This window comes from Acidovorax sp. LjRoot194, from assembly GCF_964253015.1.
GTDB lineage: Bacteria > Pseudomonadota > Gammaproteobacteria > Burkholderiales > Burkholderiaceae_C > Acidovorax.
In genome coordinates, this window is sequence record NZ_CAXUQB020000001.1 from 812,680 (window position 1) to 834,685 (window position 22,006).

25 protein-coding genes are annotated in these 22,006 nt (G+C 66.4%); 8 read left to right on the forward strand and 17 right to left on the reverse strand.

Features of this window, described 5'->3' with window-relative positions:
- Positions 1–12: 12 nt before the first annotated feature.
- Genes otsA through otsB form a run of 3 tightly spaced genes read right to left on the reverse strand, consistent with a single transcriptional unit; the run spans position 13 to position 3,979 of the window.
- Positions 13–1,392 (reverse strand): alpha,alpha-trehalose-phosphate synthase (UDP-forming), encoded by a 1,380-nt coding sequence (otsA, locus tag ACSQ3N_RS03800; RefSeq protein ID WP_396506121.1) that lies wholly within the window; start codon positions 1,390–1,392, stop codon positions 13–15.
- Between the two features lie 47 nt (positions 1,393–1,439).
- The gene (locus tag ACSQ3N_RS03805; protein ID WP_436145621.1) at positions 1,440–3,245 is read right to left on the reverse strand and encodes a glycoside hydrolase family 15 protein; all 1,806 of its coding nucleotides are present in this window, start codon (positions 3,243–3,245) and stop codon (positions 1,440–1,442) included.
- Positions 3,242–3,979 carry a trehalose-phosphatase gene (gene otsB, locus ACSQ3N_RS03810; protein ID WP_436126092.1) on the reverse strand — a complete coding sequence of 246 codons (738 nt, stop codon included), beginning with the start codon at positions 3,977–3,979 and terminating at the stop codon, positions 3,242–3,244. The genes ACSQ3N_RS03805 and otsB overlap by 4 nt, the downstream gene beginning before the upstream one ends.
- A gap of 180 nt (positions 3,980–4,159) precedes the next feature.
- Between otsB and trxC the strand changes: the two genes are divergently transcribed.
- Complete coding sequence (gene trxC, locus ACSQ3N_RS03815; RefSeq protein WP_436145622.1) at positions 4,160–4,606, forward strand: thioredoxin TrxC; 447 nt, start codon at positions 4,160–4,162, stop codon at positions 4,604–4,606.
- Positions 4,607–4,628: 22 nt separating this feature from the next.
- Here the strand turns inward: trxC and ACSQ3N_RS03820 are convergent, their stop codons facing one another.
- The 4 genes from ACSQ3N_RS03820 to ACSQ3N_RS03835 form a co-directional block, all read right to left on the reverse strand.
- Complete coding sequence (locus tag ACSQ3N_RS03820; RefSeq protein ID WP_436145623.1) at positions 4,629–5,105, reverse strand: DoxX family protein; 477 nt, start codon at positions 5,103–5,105, stop codon at positions 4,629–4,631.
- Positions 5,102–5,905 (reverse strand): HvfC/BufC N-terminal domain-containing protein, encoded by an 804-nt coding sequence (locus ACSQ3N_RS03825; protein WP_436145624.1) that lies wholly within the window; start codon positions 5,903–5,905, stop codon positions 5,102–5,104. Before ACSQ3N_RS03825 ends, ACSQ3N_RS03820 begins: the two co-directional genes overlap by 4 nt.
- The gene (gene bufB, locus ACSQ3N_RS03830) at positions 5,896–6,759 is read right to left on the reverse strand and encodes an MNIO family bufferin maturase (RefSeq protein WP_436145625.1); all 864 of its coding nucleotides are present in this window, start codon (positions 6,757–6,759) and stop codon (positions 5,896–5,898) included. Before bufB ends, ACSQ3N_RS03825 begins: the two co-directional genes overlap by 10 nt.
- 207 nt (positions 6,760–6,966) lie before the next feature.
- A complete protein-coding gene (locus ACSQ3N_RS03835; RefSeq protein WP_056414230.1) occupies positions 6,967–7,263 on the reverse strand; it encodes a BufA1 family periplasmic bufferin-type metallophore in 297 nt (98 codons plus the stop codon).
- A gap of 252 nt (positions 7,264–7,515) precedes the next feature.
- On the opposite strand from ACSQ3N_RS03835, the gene ACSQ3N_RS03840 reads away from it, so the two are divergent.
- Positions 7,516–8,055 carry a sigma-70 family RNA polymerase sigma factor gene (locus ACSQ3N_RS03840; protein WP_056164502.1) on the forward strand — a complete coding sequence of 180 codons (540 nt, stop codon included), beginning with the start codon at positions 7,516–7,518 and terminating at the stop codon, positions 8,053–8,055.
- Positions 8,055–8,696, forward strand: a complete 642-nt coding sequence (locus tag ACSQ3N_RS03845; RefSeq protein WP_436145626.1) for an NrsF family protein — start codon at positions 8,055–8,057, stop codon at positions 8,694–8,696. Before ACSQ3N_RS03840 ends, ACSQ3N_RS03845 begins: the two co-directional genes overlap by 1 nt.
- Before the next feature lie 103 nt (positions 8,697–8,799).
- Here ACSQ3N_RS03845 and ACSQ3N_RS03850 read toward each other — a convergent pair whose 3' ends face one another.
- Both ACSQ3N_RS03850 and ACSQ3N_RS03855 read right to left on the reverse strand, forming a co-directional pair.
- Positions 8,800–9,255: an N-acetyltransferase family protein gene (locus tag ACSQ3N_RS03850; RefSeq protein ID WP_436145627.1), complete on the reverse strand. Its 456-nt coding sequence runs from the start codon at positions 9,253–9,255 to the stop codon at positions 8,800–8,802.
- A 266-nt stretch (positions 9,256–9,521) separates the two neighbouring features.
- Positions 9,522–10,790 carry a multifunctional CCA addition/repair protein gene (locus ACSQ3N_RS03855; protein ID WP_436145628.1) on the reverse strand — a complete coding sequence of 423 codons (1,269 nt, stop codon included), beginning with the start codon at positions 10,788–10,790 and terminating at the stop codon, positions 9,522–9,524.
- Between the two features lie 44 nt (positions 10,791–10,834).
- Here ACSQ3N_RS03855 and ACSQ3N_RS03860 point away from each other — a divergent pair, with 44 nt between their 5' ends.
- Complete coding sequence (locus tag ACSQ3N_RS03860) at positions 10,835–11,290, forward strand: hypothetical protein (RefSeq protein ID WP_396506106.1); 456 nt, start codon at positions 10,835–10,837, stop codon at positions 11,288–11,290.
- A gap of 13 nt (positions 11,291–11,303) precedes the next feature.
- Here ACSQ3N_RS03860 and ACSQ3N_RS03865 read toward each other — a convergent pair whose 3' ends face one another.
- The 4 genes from ACSQ3N_RS03865 to ACSQ3N_RS03880 all read right to left on the reverse strand — a co-directional run bounded on the left by ACSQ3N_RS03865 (position 11,304) and on the right by ACSQ3N_RS03880 (position 12,945).
- Positions 11,304–11,597 (reverse strand): type II toxin-antitoxin system RelE/ParE family toxin, encoded by a 294-nt coding sequence (locus ACSQ3N_RS03865; protein ID WP_436145629.1) that lies wholly within the window; start codon positions 11,595–11,597, stop codon positions 11,304–11,306.
- Positions 11,594–11,869, reverse strand: a complete 276-nt coding sequence (locus ACSQ3N_RS03870; protein ID WP_056164521.1) for a type II toxin -antitoxin system TacA 1-like antitoxin — start codon at positions 11,867–11,869, stop codon at positions 11,594–11,596. The genes ACSQ3N_RS03865 and ACSQ3N_RS03870 overlap by 4 nt, the downstream gene beginning before the upstream one ends.
- Before the next feature lie 62 nt (positions 11,870–11,931).
- On the reverse strand, positions 11,932–12,240 hold the full coding sequence (locus tag ACSQ3N_RS03875; protein ID WP_436145630.1) for an NIPSNAP family protein: 309 nt from the start codon (positions 12,238–12,240) through the stop codon (positions 11,932–11,934).
- 12 nt (positions 12,241–12,252) lie between these two features.
- Positions 12,253–12,945 carry a glutathione S-transferase family protein gene (locus tag ACSQ3N_RS03880; protein WP_436145631.1) on the reverse strand — a complete coding sequence of 231 codons (693 nt, stop codon included), beginning with the start codon at positions 12,943–12,945 and terminating at the stop codon, positions 12,253–12,255.
- Positions 12,946–13,249: 304 nt separating this feature from the next.
- On the opposite strand from ACSQ3N_RS03880, the gene ACSQ3N_RS03885 reads away from it, so the two are divergent.
- A complete protein-coding gene (locus tag ACSQ3N_RS03885; protein WP_436145632.1) occupies positions 13,250–14,971 on the forward strand; it encodes a diguanylate cyclase in 1,722 nt (573 codons plus the stop codon).
- Positions 14,972–15,022: 51 nt separating this feature from the next.
- Here ACSQ3N_RS03885 and ACSQ3N_RS03890 read toward each other — a convergent pair whose 3' ends face one another.
- Entirely contained in the window at positions 15,023–15,604 is a 582-nt protein-coding gene (locus tag ACSQ3N_RS03890) for a 5-formyltetrahydrofolate cyclo-ligase (RefSeq protein WP_056164526.1), read from the reverse strand.
- Between the two features lie 14 nt (positions 15,605–15,618).
- On the opposite strand from ACSQ3N_RS03890, the gene ACSQ3N_RS03895 reads away from it, so the two are divergent.
- The 3 genes from ACSQ3N_RS03895 to ACSQ3N_RS03905 all read left to right on the forward strand — a co-directional run bounded on the left by ACSQ3N_RS03895 (position 15,619) and on the right by ACSQ3N_RS03905 (position 19,309).
- A complete protein-coding gene (locus tag ACSQ3N_RS03895; protein ID WP_436145633.1) occupies positions 15,619–17,601 on the forward strand; it encodes a transglycosylase SLT domain-containing protein in 1,983 nt (660 codons plus the stop codon).
- Between the two features lie 114 nt (positions 17,602–17,715).
- Positions 17,716–18,306, forward strand: coding sequence for a DUF4124 domain-containing protein (locus ACSQ3N_RS03900; protein WP_436145634.1), 591 nt, complete (start codon positions 17,716–17,718; stop codon positions 18,304–18,306).
- A gap of 109 nt (positions 18,307–18,415) precedes the next feature.
- Positions 18,416–19,309: a hypothetical protein gene (locus ACSQ3N_RS03905; RefSeq protein ID WP_156371966.1), complete on the forward strand. Its 894-nt coding sequence runs from the start codon at positions 18,416–18,418 to the stop codon at positions 19,307–19,309.
- Positions 19,310–19,737: 428 nt separating this feature from the next.
- Here the strand turns inward: ACSQ3N_RS03905 and ACSQ3N_RS03910 are convergent, their stop codons facing one another.
- The 3 genes from ACSQ3N_RS03910 to ACSQ3N_RS03920 form a co-directional block, all read right to left on the reverse strand.
- Positions 19,738–20,157: a hypothetical protein gene (locus tag ACSQ3N_RS03910; protein WP_156371967.1), complete on the reverse strand. Its 420-nt coding sequence runs from the start codon at positions 20,155–20,157 to the stop codon at positions 19,738–19,740.
- On the reverse strand, positions 20,154–20,876 hold the full coding sequence (locus ACSQ3N_RS03915; protein WP_056164538.1) for a hypothetical protein: 723 nt from the start codon (positions 20,874–20,876) through the stop codon (positions 20,154–20,156). The genes ACSQ3N_RS03910 and ACSQ3N_RS03915 overlap by 4 nt, the downstream gene beginning before the upstream one ends.
- A gap of 141 nt (positions 20,877–21,017) precedes the next feature.
- A complete protein-coding gene (locus ACSQ3N_RS03920) occupies positions 21,018–21,953 on the reverse strand; it encodes an MBL fold metallo-hydrolase (protein WP_436145635.1) in 936 nt (311 codons plus the stop codon).
- Positions 21,954–22,006: the final 53 nt, after the last annotated feature.

Consider the following 22,006-nt stretch of genomic DNA (forward strand, 5'->3'; position numbering starts at 1 on the left):
TGCAAACCCTAATCAGTCGCCCGCTGCTTCCAATGCTGCGAGGAACGACTTGCGCCACCAGTGCACATCGTGCTCGCGGATGCGCGCCATGAGCTTCTGGTGGCGGGCCTGCCGCTCGGCCAGCGGCATCTGCAGCGCCTGCTGGATGCTGTCCGCCGTGCCCTGGGTGTCGTAGGGGTTCACCAGCAGCGCTTCCTTCAATTGCTCGGCCGCACCCGCAAAGCGTGAGAGCACCAGCACGCCGGGGTCCTCGGGGTTCTGCGCCACCACGTATTCCTTGGCTACCAGGTTCATGCCGTCGCGCAGCGGCGTGACCAGGCCCACCGCCGCGGCGCGGCACAGGCCCGGCACACGCTTGCGCGCCACCATGCGGTGGATGTAGCGCACGGGCATCCAGTCGAGTTCCCCGTAGTCGCCATTGACGGAGCCGCACAGGCCTTCGAGCTCCTGGCGCAGGTCGGCATAGGCGTGCACGTCGTCGCGCGACGGCGAGGCGATCATGATCATCGTGGCGCTGTCGCGGTTCTCGGGGTAGCGGTCCAGCAGCTCGCGGAACGCGCGCACGCGGTGCGGGATGCCCTTGGAGTAGTCCAGCCGGTCGATGCCCAGCAGCAGCCGCCTGCGCGAATATTCGTCGCGCATGTTCTCGTAGGTTTCGACCGCGTCGGGGGCCTGGCCTAGGCGAATGAACTCGTCCACGTCGATGCCGATGGGAAACGCCTTGACCTGCACCGTAGCGCCGAACGCGCGCAGCTGCTGCACGCCCACTTCTTCGGCGCTGGCTTCGTTGCGCACGTAGCGGGTGAAGTGCGAGACATCGGCCTCGCTCTGCAAGCCCACCAGGTCGTAGGCGAACAGCGACCGCATCAGCCACTCGTGCTGCGGAATGGCCGCCATGATGAGCGGCGGCGGCATGGGGATGTGCAGGAAGAAGCCGATGCGCTGCTTGCAGCCCATGGCGCGCAGCTCGGCGGCCAGGGGGATCAGGTGGTAGTCGTGTATCCAGATGATGTCGTCGTCGCGCAGTAGCGGCAGCAGCTTGCGCGCAAACATCTGGTTGACCCGGCGGTAGCCCGCGATGTAGCGGGTGTTGAAGTCCGCCAGGTCCAGCCGGTAGTGGAAGACGGGCCACAGCACGCTGTTGCTGTAGCCGTGGTAGTAGCTGTCGTGGTCTTCGCGGCACAGGTCCACGGTGGCCAGGGTCACAGCGCCGGCCTGGCGCGTCTGCAGGTCGCTCTCGCCGGGCGTGCCGTCCTCCAGCACGTTCCCGCTCCAGCCGAACCAGAGGCCTCCGGTTTTGTTCAGGGCGTCGCCCAGGGCGACGGCCAGGCCGCCAGCGGCAGGTTTACGGGGGTCCGCAATGCGGTTCGATACAACAACGAGTCGGCTCATGCCGCATCATCGCCGCGGATGGGGTGGTCAAACTGTCGGACGTCGCCTCAAATCACACTGTCCCACGGCGCCGACAGGCGCACCGCGGCGTTGATGACGCCCACCATCGAATACGTCTGCGGAAAGTTGCCCCACATCTCCTGCGTCTCTGCATGGGTGTCTTCGGACAGCAGGCCCAGCGGGTTGCGCGCTGCCAGCATGGTCTCGAAGATGGCCCGCGCCTCGGCCTTGCGGCCGATGCGCGCGAGCGCGTCGATGCGCCAGAAGGTGCAGATGTTGAACGCCGTCTCGGGCTTGCCGAAGTCGTCGGCCGCTTCGTAGCGGCGCATGTAGGGGCCGTCGCACAGGCTCTTTTCCATGGCCTCCACGGTGCTGACGAAGCGCGGGTCCATGGGGTCGATCATGCCCACCTCGGCCATCAGCAGCACGCTGGCATCGAGCTCGTTGCCGCCAAAGCTTTCGGCAAAGGCCTGGCGGGTTTCGCTCCACGACTTGTCGATGATCTCGTCGCGCATGCGGTCGGCATGGTCGCGCCAGTACGCGACGCGGTCGGGCAGCTGCAGGGTCAGCGCAATCTTGGCCAGGCGGTCGCAGGCGGCCCAGCTCATCAGCGCAGATGATGTGTGGACCCGCGCGCGGGTGCGCAGCTCCCACATGCCCGCATCGGGCTGGCCGTACACGCGCACCGCGTTGGCGCCCACCTGCTCCAGGCGGGTGAACTCGGCCTGGCCTGCGCGGTGCAGCAGCCGGTGGTCGTGGAACGACTGCGCGGCGCCCAGCACGATGTTGCCGTACACGTCGTGCTGAAAATGCTCGGCCGCCTGGTTGCCCACGCGCACGGGGCCCATGCCGCGGTAGCCGGCCAGTTGCGGCATCACGGACTCGGGCAGGTCTTTCTCGAGGCCAATGCCGTACAGCGGCTGGATGTGGCCGTCGCCGCCTTCGATGACCACGTTGCTAAGCCAGCGCAGGTAGTCCTCCATGGTGCCCACTTCAGAGATGCTGTTGAGCGCACGCACCACGAAGAACGCGTCGCGCAGCCAGCAGTAGCGGTAGTCCCAGTTGCGGCCGCTGTGCGCGGACTCGGGGATGCTGGTGGTCATGGCCGCCACGATGGCGCCGGTGTCTTCGTACAGCGACAGCTTGAGCGTGATGGCCGCGCGGATCACCGCGTCCTGCCACTCCAGCGGCAGCGCCAGTGCGCGGCTCCAGTTGCGCCAGTAGCTGGTGGTTTCCTGCTCGAAGTAGCGCGCCGTGTCGGCGATGCCTTCGTGCAGAGGCTCGTCCGCGCCCAGCAAGAAGTTGTGCTCGCGCGTGAGCACGAACGACTGCCCTGACAGCACGTGCGAAACCGGCGCATCGGTGGACAGGCGCAGCGTCATGTCCTCGCCCACATAGCGGATGTGGTTGCTGCCGCGCGTGATGTGCGGCGTGCTGCGGCCCCAGTCGTAGCGCACCTTCAGCGCCACGCGGATGCGCGGCGCGCCTTCGATGGGCCGCACGCGGCGCACCAGCGTCATGGGCCGAAAGAACCGCGATCGGCTGTTGAAGCGCGGCGCGAAGTCGGTGATCTCCACACCGTGCCCGGCCTTGTCGAACAGCTGCGTGCGCAGGATGGCGGTGTTGGGCTCGTACCACTGGTGGGCCGATGCCAGGTCCTCGATCTCGATGGCGAAGTGGCTGCCCTCGTCGCCGGGCTGCAGCAGCGCGTTGAACACCGGGTCGCCATCGAAGCGGGGCAGGCAGCACCAGACCATGCGGGCGTGGTTGTCGATCAGTGCGCTGATGGCGCAGTTGCCGATCATTCCGAGGTTGAGCGAGCCCTGTTGGGGTTCGTTGGCGGCAGTGTTCATTGTTCTCGTTCCCAGTTGGTCCTTGCGCTGGAGAGCCAGCCGCGCAGTGCGGCAGGCGTCATGCAGCGGTGTTGTGCCATGGTCGGGCCCTCGCCCACCTTGATGCCCCACCCGCCCAGGGCCTGCACGGCGGCAAAGCCCGATTCGTCGGTGACGTCGTCGCCCACGAAGACAGGGACCCGGCCCGCAAACGGCGGCTGGGTCATGAAGTCGACGATGGCCTGCCCCTTGTGGACCCCGCGGGGCTTGACCTCGAAGACGAACTTGCCGCGCATCAGCTCCACGCCTTCCATGCCTTGCAAGGCGCGTTCCAGGGTGTCCAGACAGCGCGCCTCCATGTGGGGCGCCAGGCGGTAGTGCAGGGCGACGCTGGCGCGCTTGGGCTCCACCAGCAGGCCGGGGTGGCGCGACGCCAGGTCGTAGGCGGCCTGCAGCACCGGGGCCAGATCGGGCGGCTGTACGGCAGGGTGAGATGTGTCGTGAAGGCGGTATTGCGCACCGTGCTCGCTGGCCAGCGGCAGGTGCAGGGGCGCCAGGAAGACGTCGATGTCGGCCTCGGGTCGCCCGGTCACGATGGCCAGTGCACCACCCAGGTGCCCGTGCAGCGCGGAGAGTGTGGGTACCAGCCCGGACGCGATGCGCACCGCTTCGGGGCGCGACGCCAGCTCGGTGAGCGTGCCGTCGAAATCGAGAAAAAGGGCGTTGGCAGTTGTCAGTATCGGAAGCAGCTGCATGGGCCGAGACCTTAGCAGATGCCACCTTGCCGACCGGGCCGATAGGGTGTTCTACACGCTGTAATGCCAGGTAAATTTTTGCAAGCAGGTATTTGGCCGACAGTGCCACGGCACCTGCGCTGACTTGAAAAAACCAGCCTGGGCGCCAACTGCGCGCCTGACCTTCACAACACCCGCCATATGTCCGAAGCCCTGCACATCGTCTGCCCCCACTGCCATACCACCAACCGCGTGCAAGGTGCGCAACTGGCCAGCGCACCCGACTGCGGCCAGTGCCACCAGCCATTGTTTGCGGGCGCGCCGCTCGAGCTCGACGCCGCGTCGTTCGAGCGCCATGTGGCGCGCAGCCACATCCCCGTGGTGGTGGACTTCTGGGCGCCGTGGTGCGGCCCGTGCCGCCAGATGGCGCCCGCCTTTGCCCAGGCCGCGCGCGAGCTGGAGCCGCAGGTACGCCTGGCCAAGCTCAACACCGAAGAGCACCAGACGCTGGGGGCGCGCCATGGGATCCGCAGCATTCCGACCATGGTGATGTTCCAGCAGGGGCGCGAGGTGGCCCGCATCTCTGGCGCGCTGGGCGCGGCGGACATCGCGCGCTGGGTGCGCACCGCGGCCCCGTCCAACGCGTGAAGTTGGGCTGAGGCGGTCGGGCTCAGCGCAGGCCCAGCGCGCGGTCCAGCGACACGCCGCCCGCGCCGCGCCCCACCAGGTACAGCAGCAGTCCCGCCCAGGACAGGTGTGTGGGCCAAGCATCCGGGTACACGAACACCTGGATCACCAGCGTCATGCCCAAGAGCGCCAGCGCGGACAGCCGGGTGAATAGCCCCAGCACCAGCAGCACCGCGAACAGGTGCTCGGCCACCGTGGCCATCTGTGCGGCCAGGTGTGGCGGGATCAGCGGCAGCTTGTACTCGTCGCTGAAGAGCGCATAGGCGCTGTCGGAGATGGTGAACCAGCCCTCGACCTTGGTGCGCGCCGACAGCCAGAAGATGCCGGCCAGCGCGATGCGGTTGACGAGTGCGAGCAGGCTGTGGGGCGTGAGCCAGGCGGAGATGTGTGCCAGCCGGGCCAGCCACGCGCGGGGGCCGCCTGCGGTTGGGGAGAGCATGGGGATGGTGTTGGGTGTCATCGTGTTTCCTTTGAACATGGGGCCGGTGCAGCCGCATCGGCCGCGGCTTCGGTGAGCGCTCCTGCGTCCAGCAGCAGCATCAGCAGCGCTGCGATGTCGGTAGCTGGCTCGGCCACCAATGCCTCTGTGGCAGCGGCCTCCAGCGGAAGGCCCTGGGCGCAAGCGTCCATGAAGGCGATGCCTGCATGCGGCAACGCGCACCACACCACGGCGGAATCGGGCCGGGTCAGCAAGCCGCCATCGCCTGTCCACAGCAGGTCTGCATCCATCGGCCACTGGTCGCGGTGGCGCTGCCACAGGGCATACGCGGGGTGGTCATCACACCAGGCCCAGCGCGCCGCCGGGTGGGGGCGCAGGTGCTGCTGTGCCAGCGTGCCGGGCGGTTGGCTGCCCAGCCAGGTGGCGTCGAGCGCAGGGGCATCGGCCGCCAGGTGGCTCTCCGTCCAGCACCGGTCGAGCTGTGCGACGGCGGGTAGGTAGGGCAATGCTGCGGCCGGCCCGAACCCCTGCAGAAAGCCGGCAAAGCCCGCGCCATAGTCCATGAGCCGCCCGTCGGCTGGCGGGTGCGCGTGGGCGAAAACGCCCGCCGCTGCACGAAACCAGTCGGCACCCACCAGGCTGCACACGGTGGGGTAGTTGGCCTGCAGCGTGTCGATGCAGGCGGCGAGCACGGTGTTGCGGTACACCGCAAAGCCGGGCTGGGCGAGCAGGGCTGTGAGCCACGCGGGTGTTGGCACAGCATTGTCTGGCGAAGGCTGCAACGCAGCCGCGAGGCCATCCTGAAAATCGCTCAGATGCATGGCGCCACCTTGCATTGTTCGCGGTGTTGCGCGCAGGCAGCCAGCGCGCTGTGCGCCTCGTCGCGCTCCGCCAATAGCTCCGGCAACACGGGCACGTTGCCATCCCGCTCGATGAGCGTGGGGACGGGGCCTGTGCGCGCCAGTACGCGCTCGTACAGCGCCCACACGGCAGGCGCAATGGGCGCATCGTGACTGTCGATGAGCAGCGCATCGCCCAGCGCCTGGTCGGCATGGTGCCCGGCCAGGTGGATCTCCGCGACGGCGTGCAGCGGGAACGCATCGATGTAGGCCCGCGCATCCGTGCCCAGGTTGTGGGCGCTCACGTGCACGTTGTTCACATCCAGCAGCAGGGCGCAGCCGGTGCGCCGCACCAGCTCGGCCAGAAGGTCGGTCTCGCACCAGTCGTGCCCGTCGATGTGCAGGTAGTGCGTGGGGTTCTCGATGGCGATGGGGAGCTGCAGGGCATCCTGCGTGCGCGCGATGTTGTCCGCGATGCGGGCCAGTGCCGCGTGGGTGCGCGGAAACGGCAGCAGGTCGGGCAGGTAGTGGCCGCGCCAGGCGGACCACGCCAAGTGTTCGGACACGATGGCGGGCTCGATGCGCCGCACCAGCGCGGCCAGCCGGGCCAGGTGGTCGGCATCGGGCGGTGCATCGGCCGCGAGCGACAGCGACACCCCATGCAGCGCCACCGGGTGGCGCGCGCGGATGGCCTCAAGCCACGCCAGCCGCGGGCCGCCGTCGGCCAAGTAGTTTTCGGGATGGACCTCCCACCACAGGCCGGGCGCACCGCAGTGCAGTGCCTCGGCATAGTGCTGGGGCTTGAGGCCCAGGCCGGCGGTCAACGGGGATGGCATGGCAGATCGCTGTAGTGGTGAGGGGAGGCTTTGCCGTATCGGTTATCCATGGCGCTGCGCGCCACCCGCGGCCCGCGAAACGGGCGCGGACCAGGCCAGAGCTCCCGAGCAAGGGCCGCCCCGCCGCGCTGGGAGCGTCCCCCTCCCGGCTCGCGCAGCGAGGCGAGAGAGGGGGAAGGCGCGCAGCGCCTCAGGGGGTGTTTCATTTCAAGACTTGATGGGCATCAGCGACCCCATGCCCTTGGGCGTCTTGAGCGTGGCGCAGGTGCCGGCGGGCACGTACTTCCAGGCGTTGCCCTGGTAGTCCATCTTCGACGTGCCTGCGCAGGTGGTGCCGGCGCCGGCGGCGCAGTCGTTCTTGCCGGCCATCGACACGCCGTAGCACTTCTCCATGGCGGGCTTGGCGGCGTCGGCCATGGGCTGGGCAGGGGCCTGTGCCAGGGCGGAGGTGCAGGCAATGGCCGAGAGTGCGAGGGCGCCGAGGCTGAGGGTGCGTGTGGTCATGGCAAATTTCTCCAACAGAGTTTGATCAATAAATGACTAAGGAAGGGATCGAAGCGGACCGGTGGCGGCAACGTGCGGGGCAGAACCAACTAACTGGCTGACTGCCTGCACCCTGCAGCACCCGATCTGCGCTGTAATTCGCGCTGGCGGCGCCGCGGGTTACACGGCGCTGCCAATCCACACGCTTATTTATTTTTTGCACCCGCTGTAACCGGAGGGCCCGCTGTGACGAATACCCTGCAGGGAGACGCCATGGACATTGAAGAGCGGCTGCGCGGATTGCTGCTGCAGGGGCTGGACGCCGACGCAGCGGCCTATCAGCGATTTCTGAAGGAGCTGAGCGCGCACCTGCGTGCCTTTTTGCGCCGCCGCCTCGCGCAGCGACCCGACGAAGTGGAGGACCTTGTGCAGGAGACCTTGCTGGCCGTGCACAACCAGCGCCACACCTACCGGGCCGACTCGCCGGTGACGGCCTGGGTGCACGCCATTGCGCGCTACAAGCTCATCGACTGGCTGCGCTCGCGCGCCGCCAAGGAAGCGCTGCACGTGCCGCTGGACGACACCGACGACTTGTTCGCCAGCACCGACAGCGAAGCGGCCGAGGCGCGGCGCGACCTGGGCCGCCTGCTGGAGCAGTTGCCCGACCGCCAGCGCCTGCCCATCGTGCACATGAAGCTCGAAGGCCTGTCGGTGGTCGAGACCGCACAGCTCACCGGCCTGTCGGAGTCGGCCGTCAAAGTCGGCGTGCACCGGGGCCTGAAAGCCCTGGCCGCCAAGATCAGGGGAATGTGATGAAAACTGATGAATTGATCGACCTGCTGGCCGCCGACGCGCACCCGGTGGCCCGCCACACGGTGGAGCAGCGCCTGGCCGTGGCCGCGTTCGCCGGCATCGCCGGGGCCGCCGTGCTCATGCTGGCGCTGTTCGGGCTGCGCAGCGATCTGGCCGCCACGATGGCCATGCCCATGTTCTGGGGCAAGCTGGCCTTTGCGGGCACGCTGGCCGCGGCCGGGCTGATGGTGCTGCAGCGCATGGCACGCCCCGGCGTGCCTGCCGGTCGTGCTGCACTGTGGCTGGCGCTGCCGCCGCTGGTGCTGTGGGGCCTGGCGCTGGCCACGCTGGCGCAGGCGGCGCCGGCCGAGCGCCTGCCGCTCATCCTGGGCAGCACCTGGCGCACCTGCCCCTTCAACATCGCCGTGCTGTCGGTGCCGGCGTTCGTCGCGGGCTTCTGGGCGTTGAAGGGCGCGGCACCCACGCACCTGGCCTGGGCGGGCGCTGGGGCCGGCCTGCTGGCCGGGGCGCTGGGGGCACTGGTGTATGCCTTGCACTGCCCCGAGATGGCCACGCCGTTCCTCGCGGTGTGGTACCTGGCGGGCATGGCCATCCCTACCGTGCTGGGCGCCATTGCGGGGTCCCGCTGGCTGCGTTGGTAAGGCGGGGGGCGCTTTGCGATTGCAGCCTTGGGCGCTTCACATACCGTTCAAGCTCAGCCCGAACGGTTTTGATCGAGTATGAATCCGTAGAGAGAGCGAACGCCTAAGCCACCCGCTGGCTGTACGCCCGAAACACCGTGTCCTGCACCCAGCCCAGCGATTCATACAGCGACTGCGCCGCAGTGTTGGTGTGGGCCGTGGTCAGGTCCATGCGCACCTTGCCCTGCGCGCGCGCGTGGTCGCGCGCCGCGATCAACAAGGCGCGGCCTGCTCCCGTCTTGCGGGCGGCGGGCGCCACGAACAGGTCGTACAGCGTGTAGATGGGCGCCGCCTCCACCGAGCAGAACGTGGGGTAGAGCTGGCAAAAGCCGATGGCTGCGCCGGACGCATCGAAGGCGATGAGGATGCTGGATTCGCCGCGTGTGAGCCGGTCGGTGATGAAGCGCTGCGCCGCTGCAAGGCCGGGCGCCTGGTCGTAGAACTGGCGGTAGGCGTCGAACAGCGGGGCGATGGTGTCCGTGTCGGCAGGGGTGGCCTGGCGGATGTGCAGAGGGGTCATGGCGGAGCGGTGGTGAGTGGAACAGGGGCCTGCCCGGAGGCAATGCCGTTGCGCACGGAGTGGTCGAAAGGAGGCGGATTCTAGGGGCGTGCGAGGCTTCACTGCGTCCTCTGCACACGTGGCCCCGTGGGTGAGGTTGGCGTACGGAGTGCCCTGGCTTCGACAAGCTCAGCCCGAACGGTTGTAGGGGTGCGCCGGCCGTTGCGAAGCCTGCGCATAAGCCCGTACCGAACAGGAGCAGGTGCAGGAGCAGGAGCAGGAGCTTCTTACTTCTGCCCCGGCTCTGTCACTTGCTTCTCCTCCTGCAGCCACTGCGCCACAGCCCGCACGCGTTCCTGGTGGATCAACCCGCCCACCTGCGGCCCGGTCAGCCCCCGGCTCGCGGCCAGCGCCGCGATGTCGCGCGTGACCACCGACTGAGCAGCGGCCAGCACCGCCAGCAAACGCGGGCGCTGCGGGTAGGGCGTTTCTTCGAAGTGCAGCCGCCCGCGCGCATCGCACTCGCAGGCCAGCAACACGTCGGCAAAGCGCGCGGGCTTGCGGATCGCGTCGCAGCGCTCCAGCAGGCGCATCAGGGCACCCGCAGACAGCTCGCCGCTGCGGTGGATGTGGCCGTGTTCACGGGCCACCACGTCGGCGGTCTCGCGGCAGTCCACCGGCACGCGCAGGCGCTCGGCCACGTCCACCAGCAGCTCGGCGCTGCGTTGCTCGTGCTCGATGTGGCGCGGCAGCACGTCGGCGGGCGTGGTGCCCTTGCCCAGGTCGTGCGCCAGGCAGGCAAAGCGCACGGCCAGCGGGGCATCGAGCCGCGCGGACATGTCCAGCACCATCATCAGGTGCACGCCGGTGTCCACCTCGGGGTGGTATTCGGCGCGCTGCGGCACGCCCCACAGGCGCGCCACCTCGGGCAGCAGCACGGCCAGCGCGCCGCATTCGCGCAGCACCTCGAACATGCGCGAGGGCCTGGCTTCCATCAGGCCGCGCGCCAGCTCCTGCCACACACGCTCGGGCACCAGGTGGTCCACCTCGCCGTGGGCCACCATCTCGCGCATGAGCTGCATGGTCTCGGGCGCCACGGTGAAGTCGGTGAAGCGCGCCGCAAAACGCGCCACGCGCAGGATGCGCACCGGGTCTTCGCGGAAGGCGTCGGTCACATGGCGCAGCACGCGCGCTTCGATGTCGCGCACGCCGTGGTAGGGGTCAAACTGGCCGCTACCGCTCGATGGGTCAATGTCTTCTGCTATCGCATTGATAGTAAGGTCGCGGCGCGAGAGGTCTTCCTCCAGCGTCACGTCCGGCGCGGTGTGCACCGCAAAGCCCCGGTAGCCCTGGCCGCTTTTGCGCTCGGTGCGGGCCAGCGCATATTCCTCGCGCGTCGTGGGGTGCAAGAAGACGGGGAAGTCGCGGCCCACGGGCAGGTAGCCACTGGCCAGCATCTGCTCGGGCGTGGAGCCCACCACCACCCAGTCGCGGTCGTTCACCGGGCGGCCCAGCAGCTTGTCGCGGACGGCGCCGCCCACCATGTAGATTTTCATGGTGCGAGTTTAGAACCTGCGCTGCGCCGTATATTCGCCCCACCATGTCCCTATCGTCCGACCTCACTATCGCCCAGCTCAACCCCGACGGCAGCGTGCCCGTGCCCCCGGCGCCGGACGCCGCGGCCAACGCTGCGGCGGCCGCACTGCAGCGCGAGGCGCAGTTCGAAGCGCTGAAGTCCAAGGTGGAGGACCTGGAAGCAATCCTGGCCAAGCCCTTGAACGAAATCCTGGGCGACCGGGACAAGTTCAAGGAATCTGCCGCTGCCTGGGAGGCCTTCGGCGCGATGTGGATGCTGTCGCAGCGCGCCATGCGCCGCGTGGCCCTGGACCTGGCCGAGCAGCAGGGCGTGACCGAGGCCGAGGTGGTGGCGCGGGCGCTGGCCTATGCCAACGATGTGCTCAACGGCGACGGCGTGGATCTGGGCGGCTCGATCGCCGAGCCGCAGATGGCCCACATCGCGCGGCACAAGGCCAAGCTGCGCAAGCAGTTTCGATAGTGGATGGGCGGGTTCAGCGCTGGAAGCCCGCCTCCCGCTGGTTGCGCACCGCCAATACAAAAACGGTGTCGATGTCCGCCACGTAGTGGTACAGCGCCACGTACCCGCGAGACGCCCGACCGATCACCAGTTCGCGCTTGCCACCTTGCACAGGCCGACCGATCTGTGGGCTGTGGGACAGGATCTGCAGGGCGTCCACGATGGCGCCGATGCGTTCGGGCGCACCCTCGGGGTCGTACTGGGCGATGTGGTCGAAGAAGCGGTCGAAGTCCTCCAGAACCTCTGGCGCCAGCTCGATGCGGGTCATGCCTTGGCGGCGGGTTTGCGAGGCTGCTCGCCCTGGGCTCGGGCGGTCAGGTAAGCCTTGGCATCGTCCCACGCCACCGTCTTGCCGGTAGCGCGGATGCGTGCCCAGCGCTCGTCGGCCAGGGCGTGGAATGCGTTGTCCTGCTCCACTTGCTCCACCTTCTGGGCCAAGGCCTCCAGGATGAAAGCGTGGGCCGTCTTGCCGACTTGCGCTGCCGCGGCGTTGATGCGGCTTTTCATCTCATCTTCAAGGCGAATGGTGGTGGTGGACATGGGGGGCTCCTGCAGGAAAAGGCAATGTAGCACATTGGTGCTACATCGACTCAACGCGTTTCTCAGGCAAACACCGGCCTGAAAAAGCTCCGCTCATAGCTCACGATGCAGCCCGTCTCCTCGGCGTAGCGGAACGCCGCCAGGCACTCCGCGTCCTGCATCGATTGCTGGCGGTACACCTCGTAGGCCGCCAGGCTGTCGAAGGTGAACAGTGCCAGCGCGATGTTGTTCGCGCCCTCGCTGGGCATGAAGTAGCCGTGGTGCTGACCACCGAATTTCTCGACCAGCGGAATCCACAGCTTGCCGTAGTGCTCGAACTCCCGGAGCTTGCTGGTGTTGAGCACATAGCGCAGGTAGATGGTGACTGCCATGGGCGGGGTTCCTCAGCGCTTGGCGGGGGCCAGGCGGTAGGGTTCTTCGAAGTCGAGGAAGTCCTTTTCGGCCAATGCGTCGGCGATCCAGGCCTTCACGCCGGGCAGGGCGCGCACGCGCTGCACGTAGCCGGCGATCTGCGGCGGCAGGGGCAGGGCGTAAGTCGCCAGGCGCATGCACACGGGGGCGAAGTACGCGTCGGCGATGGTGAACTCGCCGAACAGCATCGGGCCGCCATGCTCGTCGAGCAGCGCGCTCCACATGCCCACCAGGCGCTGCACGTCGGCACGCACGCCGGCGTTGTCGCGCCACAGCAGCGCGCCGGTGTCGGGCAGGTCGGCCTCGATGTTCATGGGGCAGTTGTTGCGCAGGGCCGAAAAGCCGCTGTGCATTTCGGCGCAGATGCTGCGCGCGCGCGCCCGGGCCTTGGCGTCGGTGGGCCAGAGCTTCTTGTCGGGGTGCGTCTCGGCCGCGTATTCGGCGATGGCCAGGGTGTCCCACACCACCAGGTCGCCGTCGACCAGCACCGGCACCTTGCCGGTGGGGTTGACGGCGCCGATGGCGCGCTTGAATTCGGAGTCGGCGTCGAAGCTGTCGAAGCGCACGCGGACTTCGTCGAACGCGATGCCGGCCTGGCGCAGCAGCACCCAGGGGCGCATGGACCACGAGGAGTAATTCTTGTTGCCGATGTAGAGCTTGAGCATGGATGAAAAACCTGGTGCCGGGGTAAGGGGCATTGATGCTACCGCTGCCACGGGCCGCGCATCCATGCTGAATGACCCGCCATTTGATGCCATCTGCGCATCAAAGCCCAAAAAGCCGCCCATTCCGCCCGGCCGGGGAATTCCTCGGTGCGGCACAATCTGCCGCTTTCGAAGTGGTTTCCGCCCGACTTTTGCCGGGCCGGCTTTGATGACGCTGTCTTTTTTATCTTTGTTCCTGACGCTTGTCTGCCCCCGGTGGCAGCCCAGCGTGACTGCACGGGCCGTCGTCCTGGCGTGGATCGCCATGGCGCTTGGCGCCCCCGCCCAGGCCCAGCCTGCGGGGCGTGATGCCCCGGCCCCCGTCGCCCAGCACGCTGGCGGCATGCTGGTGGTGCCCTTCATGGGCATGTTCGAGGACAAAACCCGCCAGATGACCATCGAGGCCGTGCGCCAGCCCGAGAACGAGGCGCGCTTTGCGTACCCGGAGAATGCGCTCAAGGGTGCCGAATCGGACCGGGTGCTGTGGTTCCGGCTGCGCCTGCAACTGGCCGACCCGGCCGATGCGCTGCGCGAGTGGCTGCTGCTGGTGCCCACCGTGTCCACGCACGAGTTGCGGTTCTACGGCCCCTACGACGCCCAGGGCAAGGCGCTGGCCGAGCCGGTGGTCACGGGCATGCGCCACCCCTGGTCCACGCGGCCGGCGGGGTCCGAGCAGATGGCCTGGCGCTTCAAGCTGCGCGATGCGGGCGTGTACACGGTGTACTTCCGGGTGGAGTCGACCTTCGCGCGGTTCTACGCGGCCACGGTGTGGGACCTGCCCGACTACCTGCAGGCCACGCAGGACAAGCGCATGTTCGACGGCGTGTGCTACGGCCTGCTGCTCGGTCTGGTGGTGTTCAGCACGGTGATGCTGCTGGTGTTCCGCGAGAGCATCTACGCCTGGTACCTGGTGTCGTGCGCCGGGGCGCTGCTGGCCCTGGCGGGCTTCAACGGCCACACGCTGCGCTACCCGTTTGCGCACTGGCCCGAGGCGGCGGGGTTCTTCTACAGCGTGGCGCCGCCGCTGTGGGCCATCTCCAAGCTGATGTTCGGGCGCAGCCTCCTGCGGCTGTCGCACTTTGCGCCGCGCCTGGACAAGGTGGTGCTGGCCATGGTGGCAGCGCTGGCGCTGGCCACGGTGTACGGGCTGCTCGGGTCGCACCCGCTATGGCTGTTCCGCCTGGTGCAGGCCTCGGTCATGGCGTCCACCGTGGTGCTGACGGCCGGTGCGGTGATGGCCATGCGGCGGCGGTACTGGCCGGCCGTGCTGTATTCGGCGGGGGTGACCCTGCTGCTCATCGGCATCTGCGCCATCGTCGTGGCCAGCTGGGGCTGGGTGGCCTGGACGCCGCAGCAGATGGACATGACCCAGACCGTGCTGGTGGCCGAGTCCATCGTCTTCGCGGCTGCCATGGCCTCGCGCGTGCGGCTGCTGCGCAATTCGGAAGAAGCGCTCACCGTGCGCACGCAAGAATTAGTGGAGGCGCTGGGCACCGATGCCCTGACCGGCGCCGCCAACCGCGCCGGGCTGGCCAGCCGCGCTGGCGCCGCCATCGCGGAGAACCGGCCGTTTGCTTTGTTGCTGCTGGACCTGGACGGTTTCAAGGGCGTGAACGACACCCACGGTCACGCCGCGGGCGACGTGGTGCTGGCCACCATGGTGCAGCGCCTGCGCGCCCAGTTGCGGGCCGAAGACATGGTGGCCCGCCTGGGCGGCGATGAATTCGCGGTGCTGATCGCCGGCGCCCCGCCGCGCGACGTGATCGCCGCCATGGCCCGCCGCATGGCCGCCAGCGCCGCCGAGCCCGTGATGTTCGAAGGCCGCGCACTCACCGTGGGCATGAGCCTGGGCATCGCCAGCCACCCGGTCGACGGCGTGACCCTGGCCGACCTGCTGCGCGCCGCCGACAGCGCCATGTACGCCTGCAAACGCCGCCCTGCCGGTGGCGAGTGCTATGCCTTCGCCTCAGAACTGCGGGTGGGCTGAGGCAGCGACCCGGCGGTGCCGGGCGCCGTCACAGCAGGCGCTGAAGATGTTTCAGGGGGAGCCCACAGGCCAGACGACGCCGTTGTCGTTCAGGATGGCGTCGAGCGGCAGGTCGAACTCTTCCGGCTCGAAATCGTCCAGGTACCCGTTGGTAAAGCCCAGCCCCACCGTGAACGGCTTGGGCTGCAGCGTGGCCAGCGTGCGGTCGTAGAAACCGCCGCCATACCCCAGCCGGTAGCCGCCCGGCGCATAGCCCACGCAGGGCACGAACAGCAGGGTGGGCACGATGACCTCGGTGTCCTTGGGCTTGGGGATGCCGTAGGCGTCCTCCTCCATGGGGCAGCCGGGGTACCAGGCGTGGAAGGTCAGGGTCTTGTGCACCTTGTTGACCACCGGCAGGCCGATGCGGCGCAACTGGGGCTCGTCCAGCAGTTCGCCGTCTTCCTTCCAGCGGTGCAGGGCAGGCAACGGGTCGAACTCGCCCTTGATGGGCCAATAGGCCCCGATCACCGTGTCCGGCCGGTTGACCAGCCAGATGCGCATGACCTGCTGTAACAGGTCGGACCGCTGTAGGCGGTCGGGCAGGTTCAGGCGTTCTTCTACCAACGCGCGCCGCAGGGCTGCTTTGTCCATCAGATAATTCCCCCATGCAATTGTTTCGAATTCTGACACCGCTTCTCGCCGGCGCCCTGCTGGCCACCGCCGCGCCCCTTGTCCAGGCGCAAAACCGTGGTGACGATACCCTGCTCGAGATGCAACAGGCCTTCCGCAAGGGAGACCGCAAGAGACTGGAGCAACTGCTGCCCTCGGCGCGCGGCCACGCGCTGGAGCCCTGGGCGGCCTACTGGGAGCTCAAGCTGCGCCTGGGCGAGGCCTCGCCGGCCGAGATCCAGTCCTTCATGCAGCGCTACGCCGGCAGCTACCAGGAAGACCGCCTGCGCAACGACTGGCTGCTGCTCTTGGGCCAGCGCCGCGACTGGGCGCAGTTTGCCGAGCAGCACCCGAGCTACCGCATGTCCGACGACCGCGAGGTGCGCTGCTACGCCCTGCTGATCGACCAGATCAAGGGCACCGCGGCCGCCAACGTGGCCGACGACGTGCGCAGCAACTGGTATGCCCAGCGCGACGGCGACGACGGCTGCACCCACGCCGCTCGCGAGCTGTACGGCTACAAGAAACTCTCGGCCCTGGACGTGTGGCGCAAGGCCCGCCTGGGCATCGAGGCCAACCGCCCCCGCGTGGTGCGCACTGCGGTCGAGATCGTCTCGCCCGACTCGCTGCCCCAGGTCAAGGACGTGCTGGATGCGCCCAGCAAATATTTGCTCTCGCGCGCCACGGCTTCCGGCAAGGCCAAGCAGGAGCTGGTGCTCCTGGCCCTGCTCAAGCTGGCCATCGGCGACCCGGAAGGCGCCGCCCAGCAGCTCGACACCAAATGGGGCGTGCACCTGTCGGCCGAGGAGCGCAACTGGGCCTGGGCCGTGATCGGCAAGACCGCCGCACAGCGGCTGGCGGGCAACGCCCACGGCTACTTTGCCAACGTCACCAAGGACACCGACCTGAACGACGACCTGCTGGGCTGGAAGGTGCGCGCCGCCCTGCGCGCCGGCCAGTGGAATGCGGTGGGCAAGGCCGTCACCGCCATGAGCCCCGAAGGCCGCCAGGACAGCACCTGGGTGTACTGGAAGGCGCGCTCGCTGCTTACAGGCCGCGTGACCGACGCCGAACGCGCCGAGGCCCGCCAGCTGCTCGAAGGCATCGCCAGCACGCGCGGCTTTTATGAGCAACTGGCGCTGGAAGAAATCGGCCAGCGCATCACGGTGCCGCCTGCGCCCGCGCCGCTGACCGCCGAAGAAAAAGCCGCCGCCCGCGCCAACCCGGGCCTGAACCGCGCGCTGTACGCCATCCTGCTGGGCCTGCGCACCGAAGGCGTGCGCGAGTGGAACTACACCACCAACCTGCACCAGAGCGGCGGCATGCCCGACCGCGAACTGCTGGCCGCCGCCGACTTCGCCTGCCAGCGCGAGGTGTGGGACCGCTGCATCAACACCAGCGAACGCACCAAGAGCGTGGTGGACACCACCCAGCGCTTTCCCACACCGTTTCGCAGCGCCGTGGTCGAGCGCGCCAACAGCATCGGGCTGGACCCGGCGTATGTCTACGGCCTGATCCGCCAGGAAAGCCGCTTCATCATGGACGCGCGCTCCCACGTTGGCGCCTCGGGCCTGATGCAGGTCATGCCCGCCACCGCGCGCTGGACGGCCAAGAAGATCGGCATGAACAACTTCACCGCCGACCAGATTAACGACCGCGACACCAACATCACCATCGGCACCGCGTACCTCAAGCTCGCGCTCGATGACTTCGCGGGCTCCATGCCCATGGCCGCCGCCGCCTACAACGCCGGCCCCGGCCGCCCACGCAGCTGGCGCAACGGCCCGGTGCTGGACGCCGCCATCTGGGCCGAAAACGTGCCCTTTGCGGAAACGCGCGACTACGTGAAGAAGGTGCTGGCCAACACCACCAATTACGCCGCCATGCTCACCGGCCAGCCCCAGTCGCTCAAGAGCCGCCTGGGCACCATCGGCCCGCGTGACGCGGCCGCGCCCGAGGTGAACAAGGACCTGCCCTGAGACCGGGCATGGGGCGCGGGGCGTCCAGTGGATTGCTATAAAAATAATAGCTTGTAGCCCTTGCCTATCAAGCGGTAGATGGCATTTTGATTGTTGATGAAGAGAGGGATGGAGATGATGAACAAGACACTGTCATGGCTGGCGATGACCGCCCTGGTGTTCAGCCTGGGCGCTCGTGCGCACGCGCAACCCGTCTACAAGTGGGTGGACGCCCAGGGCAAGACCCACTACGGCTCCCAGCCGCCGCCGTCCAACGCAGACGCCGAGCCGCTCAAGCTGCAGAGCAACAACGGCGCCACCAAGAGCGTGTCGTCGTCATCCGCGTCCGGCAAGCCGGGCCAGCAGTACAACGCCGACGGCACCAAGAAAGTCCCGAAGGACGTGGAAGAGTTCGGCGAAGACATGAAGAAGGCCCTGCAGAAGGTGGACGGCAAGCAGGTGCCCCTCAACTGCTCCGCCGCCGTGGGCAACATCCACGACCAGGCCGACACCATGCTGGAAGTGGGCCAGAAGAACGTGCGCGACGGCTACATGAGCAAAGCAGAGTTCGATAAAACTGCCCCCAAGATCCGCGAGGCCCGGGGCAAGTACAGCGTGTCGGACTGCCAGTCATCGTCGGGCAACAAGAAGCTGTTTTACCAGTGCATGTCGAGCAGCAACAACCATGTGATGGGGTGCGATAAGCAGCACAAGCATGGGGAGTGAGATGTAGCTGAATCGTTGCAGTGCTTTCCGCGTGGGGAGATTTGACAAGTGGAGTGCCTGCGATCAGTTCGGCGGCTGCTCACATCACTGCCGATCATTTTGGAAGGATATGACAGGTAAGAAACGCACGCCGCACCCGCCAGAGTGGTACGCACCTGACGCTTATCGTTCTGCAGAGTTGTTGGACGCAGAGGATTGGTTGCTCAACCTCACGCTTCGTTGTTGGTTGCATCGTGATGCGCAGCCGCGCACTGAAGAAGCATTGAGGCAGGCTGGTCCAGTGCTACAGCGCAAAAATGATTCCCAGATCAAGCAGATGCATTTGGCGGACATCCATCGTTGGGTCTACTCATTTGACTGGAGCAAATGGAACGATCCACACGAGGCGTTTGAAGATGCATGTGAGCGCCCCTCGTTGCCATCTGATGTGTGGACATCCCTACGTGCAGGCGCCGTGCCAAGCGGTATCGAGCCCCTTAGCGTGAGCGCGCTGTACGTTTTCGAGAATATGCTTCCTGACGAGATAAGAGCCCGGGGAAGGCGTATGCAAGGTGGCGACTATTCTGCAAAGGGTCCTCCCGCGTTCGCGGGGCGGCTTGATGATGCGTTCCCGCAGCCTATGGTGAATCGCTTTGTTCGGATTGATTTGTCTCTGTCCGATGATGTTCTTCGCGCTGACCTTGATGCGTTTCTCTCTGCTGAGCGTCGGGGTCTGGCAAGCATAGGAGGAGAACAGCCCTATCGTGAGGCTGCTCGCTTAAAGCTGAAAGTTCATAACCTGCTTACTTTGGCAAAGATCGGTCTGCTCCAGTTCCTTGATCTGGACCGCTGGCAACGTGCGCAGGGTCTTGATTTGAGCTTGTATGCCGTACGAGAAATGGCGGGAGTCGTCGATCGCTCGCGCGAGAGCGAACTGCGCCACCGTGTGAATTTGACCCTGAACCAGATGCAACTACATGCTTGGTTTGCGCGGTTGCAAAGAGGAGGTGGTAGAGCACGATGATCTTGGATAGAACTTTCGCGCCGATCTTCCTGCATACATGTGGTCGCTTGCGAAAGACGATAGGTATCAGTCCAGCTCCTTGTAAAGCGGTGGACCGCCATCGATGATCAACCGAGGTATCTATGAACAGCAAGTCCAAATGTGTTTACGCAAGCTTCAAAAGTGACCGGGAAAGGTTGTTGGCACTCATATCCCGCGATCTCCGAATGGTGGCGGTATCGGTGGCCTGTGCTGCAGCAACCGGGGGGAGTGCTGTGATGGATGTGTTCACCCGCTGGCTGTAGGCTAGATCGACAGGGTCATTCCCTTTACGCGGCCATATGTCAAATCGTGGGGCGTTTGATCGTTGTGTGAGGATGCTGATCGTAGTTTGCAAGCCGCATCTTGGAACTGCCGTCGAGTGGGACGGGGCGTGAGTTCTCGTCAAGCTAGCCGATTTGCGTGAACCGCTTAGCCGTGCTCCAGGGGACTTCCATTGCCACCCTATCAGTGGCACAGGCTTGTTCAACAATGCGTGGCCACCAATGAACTAACTGAGCTGTCATTTCCCAATATGGCTTGCTCGCCCAAGATTTTTGCAGAACGAAAACGGAAAGTCCGTACTGTCGCTGAACTTGGCGTTCTGCTCCGTTTTGCTTGCGAAACCCGTCGCGCGAGATGATGGTCCAGCGCGTGCCTCGCTCTTCGCCGAGAGCGGTCAGCCATTGGATATCGGGCGTATGGGCAGGGAATTTTGTGGTCAGGTGCACGACTTCGCCCACCTGACCCGGATCAAATCGACGGTCACCCAGTTGAGCGACTGCAGCCGCCCAGCACGGCGGCAAATTGTTGTCAAAAATGAAATTCAATGAACTGTCCGCTTGAGGTTTTCCTCGAAGCGGATGGCTGCTGCCACTACCTTTGATGGTACGTCATACACCCGGGATGTGGCCGACAGTGCCTTGGTATCACTCCCCTCCGCCATATACGCCTGATACAGCACATTGGTCGGTGTCCCAGTTGCGTCAATGATTGGCGCTCCAAACTGGCGCGCCGGATCTATCACGATGGGGGATTTCCGTCCAGCCGGGAACCAACGGCTAGCCTGCTGCTGCTTCTGGTCGTATTCCAGACCATCGTAAAGCGAGGGCGTAATGATTTCTTTGAACACCGACTGACGGTCTCTCAAATCAACTAGTGAATTCTCTTGTAGCTCTTCGTGCAACGCTTCAGCGTAGATGGTGCGTCCATCAGTTTTGAAGCGTGGCAAGGACATAGGATGTGAAACACCGAACAAGTCCGATGCGGTGGTCAAGCATCTGCGTATAACGCGTAAGGAGACCCCGTGCTGAGTGAATTTGCGTATGAAGCGCAACTCAACCAAGTCACGGAATCCGATCACATCCTCATCAAATTGTTCGTCAGCCAATTCATGAGTCCAAAGTGGCGCCATGTCCACGCGCGAAGCCGCATCGCCTGGCGTCTTTCGGTAGTGGTAGCCGAAGAGCCAGCGACGGATATCCCGTGTTGGCACGCTTATCAAGCGTGACGCTTCTGGGATGGAATAGATGCCTGTGCCGCTGTACATAGAGCTCTGATTTTAAGCTGTGCCATCAAATCTTAGGGAGCCTGATATTGGGAAAAGAGGTAGGACTGCAGCTGCACCCGCGGGAGATCGAGGTAGGGCGGCATAAACCCGAAATGCGCTGGAAAGTAACCTCAGAAGCTTTCACACGTTGTGCAGCACGTCCCCCTGCCGCACCGCCGCCCCCGACCGCACCAGGTCCTGCGCCAGACTCTGCAGCCACGCATCCTCCTCCTGGTCCCCAAAATGCGTCTCGCGCAGCATGCCGAAGTACGGTGTGCCCTGCGCCCAGGCAGTCAGGTCCGCCATGCAGATCTGCTGCCACTCCAGCAGCTTGTATTTCAGCAGCACCTTGGCGGCATAGAGCGCGTGTTTGGTGGGGTTGCGCACAAAGCCGTCCAGCCTGCGGCGTGCGCCCTCAATGGCGCGCGGGGCGTCGGTGAAGACGGGGCCGTGGCCGGGGATCACCACGCGCGGGGCCAAGGCCTCGATCACGTCCAGCGTGGCGGCCACCTCGGCGAATGCGCTGTCGCCTTCTAGCTCCGGGAAGACGACGCCGAAGCCGTTTTCCCACAGCGCGTCGGCCGAGATCAGCACCCGGTCCTGCGGGCTGAACAGCACCACCGAATGCGGGTCGTGGCCGGGTGCGGCGTGCACCTGCCAGGGCTTGTCGCCCAGCAGCACGCAGGAGCCGGGGTCGAGCAGGGTGTCGGCGCGAAACGGCGGGCATTCCTGGCCGGTGGGGGTGTAGCTCAGCGCGTAGGCGTTCCACTGCCGCACATGGCGCGCCTGACCGGGCGGGATGGCGGTCAGCACGCGGGGCCAGGTTTTTTGCAGGGCTGCGTTGCCGCCGCAGTGGTCGCTGTGCAGGTGGGTGTTGAGCACGCGGTCGAGCGGGCGGCCCGCCAGGGCGTCCTGCACCAGGGCCACGGTCTGGTCGGCGTGGCTGCAGTAGCCGGTGTCCACGATGGCGGTGTCGTGCTGGCCGATGAAGAGGATGTTGTTGGCCGACAGCCAGCCGCGCTCCAGGACGGTGATCTCGGGGGGGAGTAAATCGTGGGGCGCGGGGCTGTGGGGCATGGATGGCAGGCGTGGGGCTGGCGGCGGGCTGGTGGCCTCGTGAGGCTTGGGCC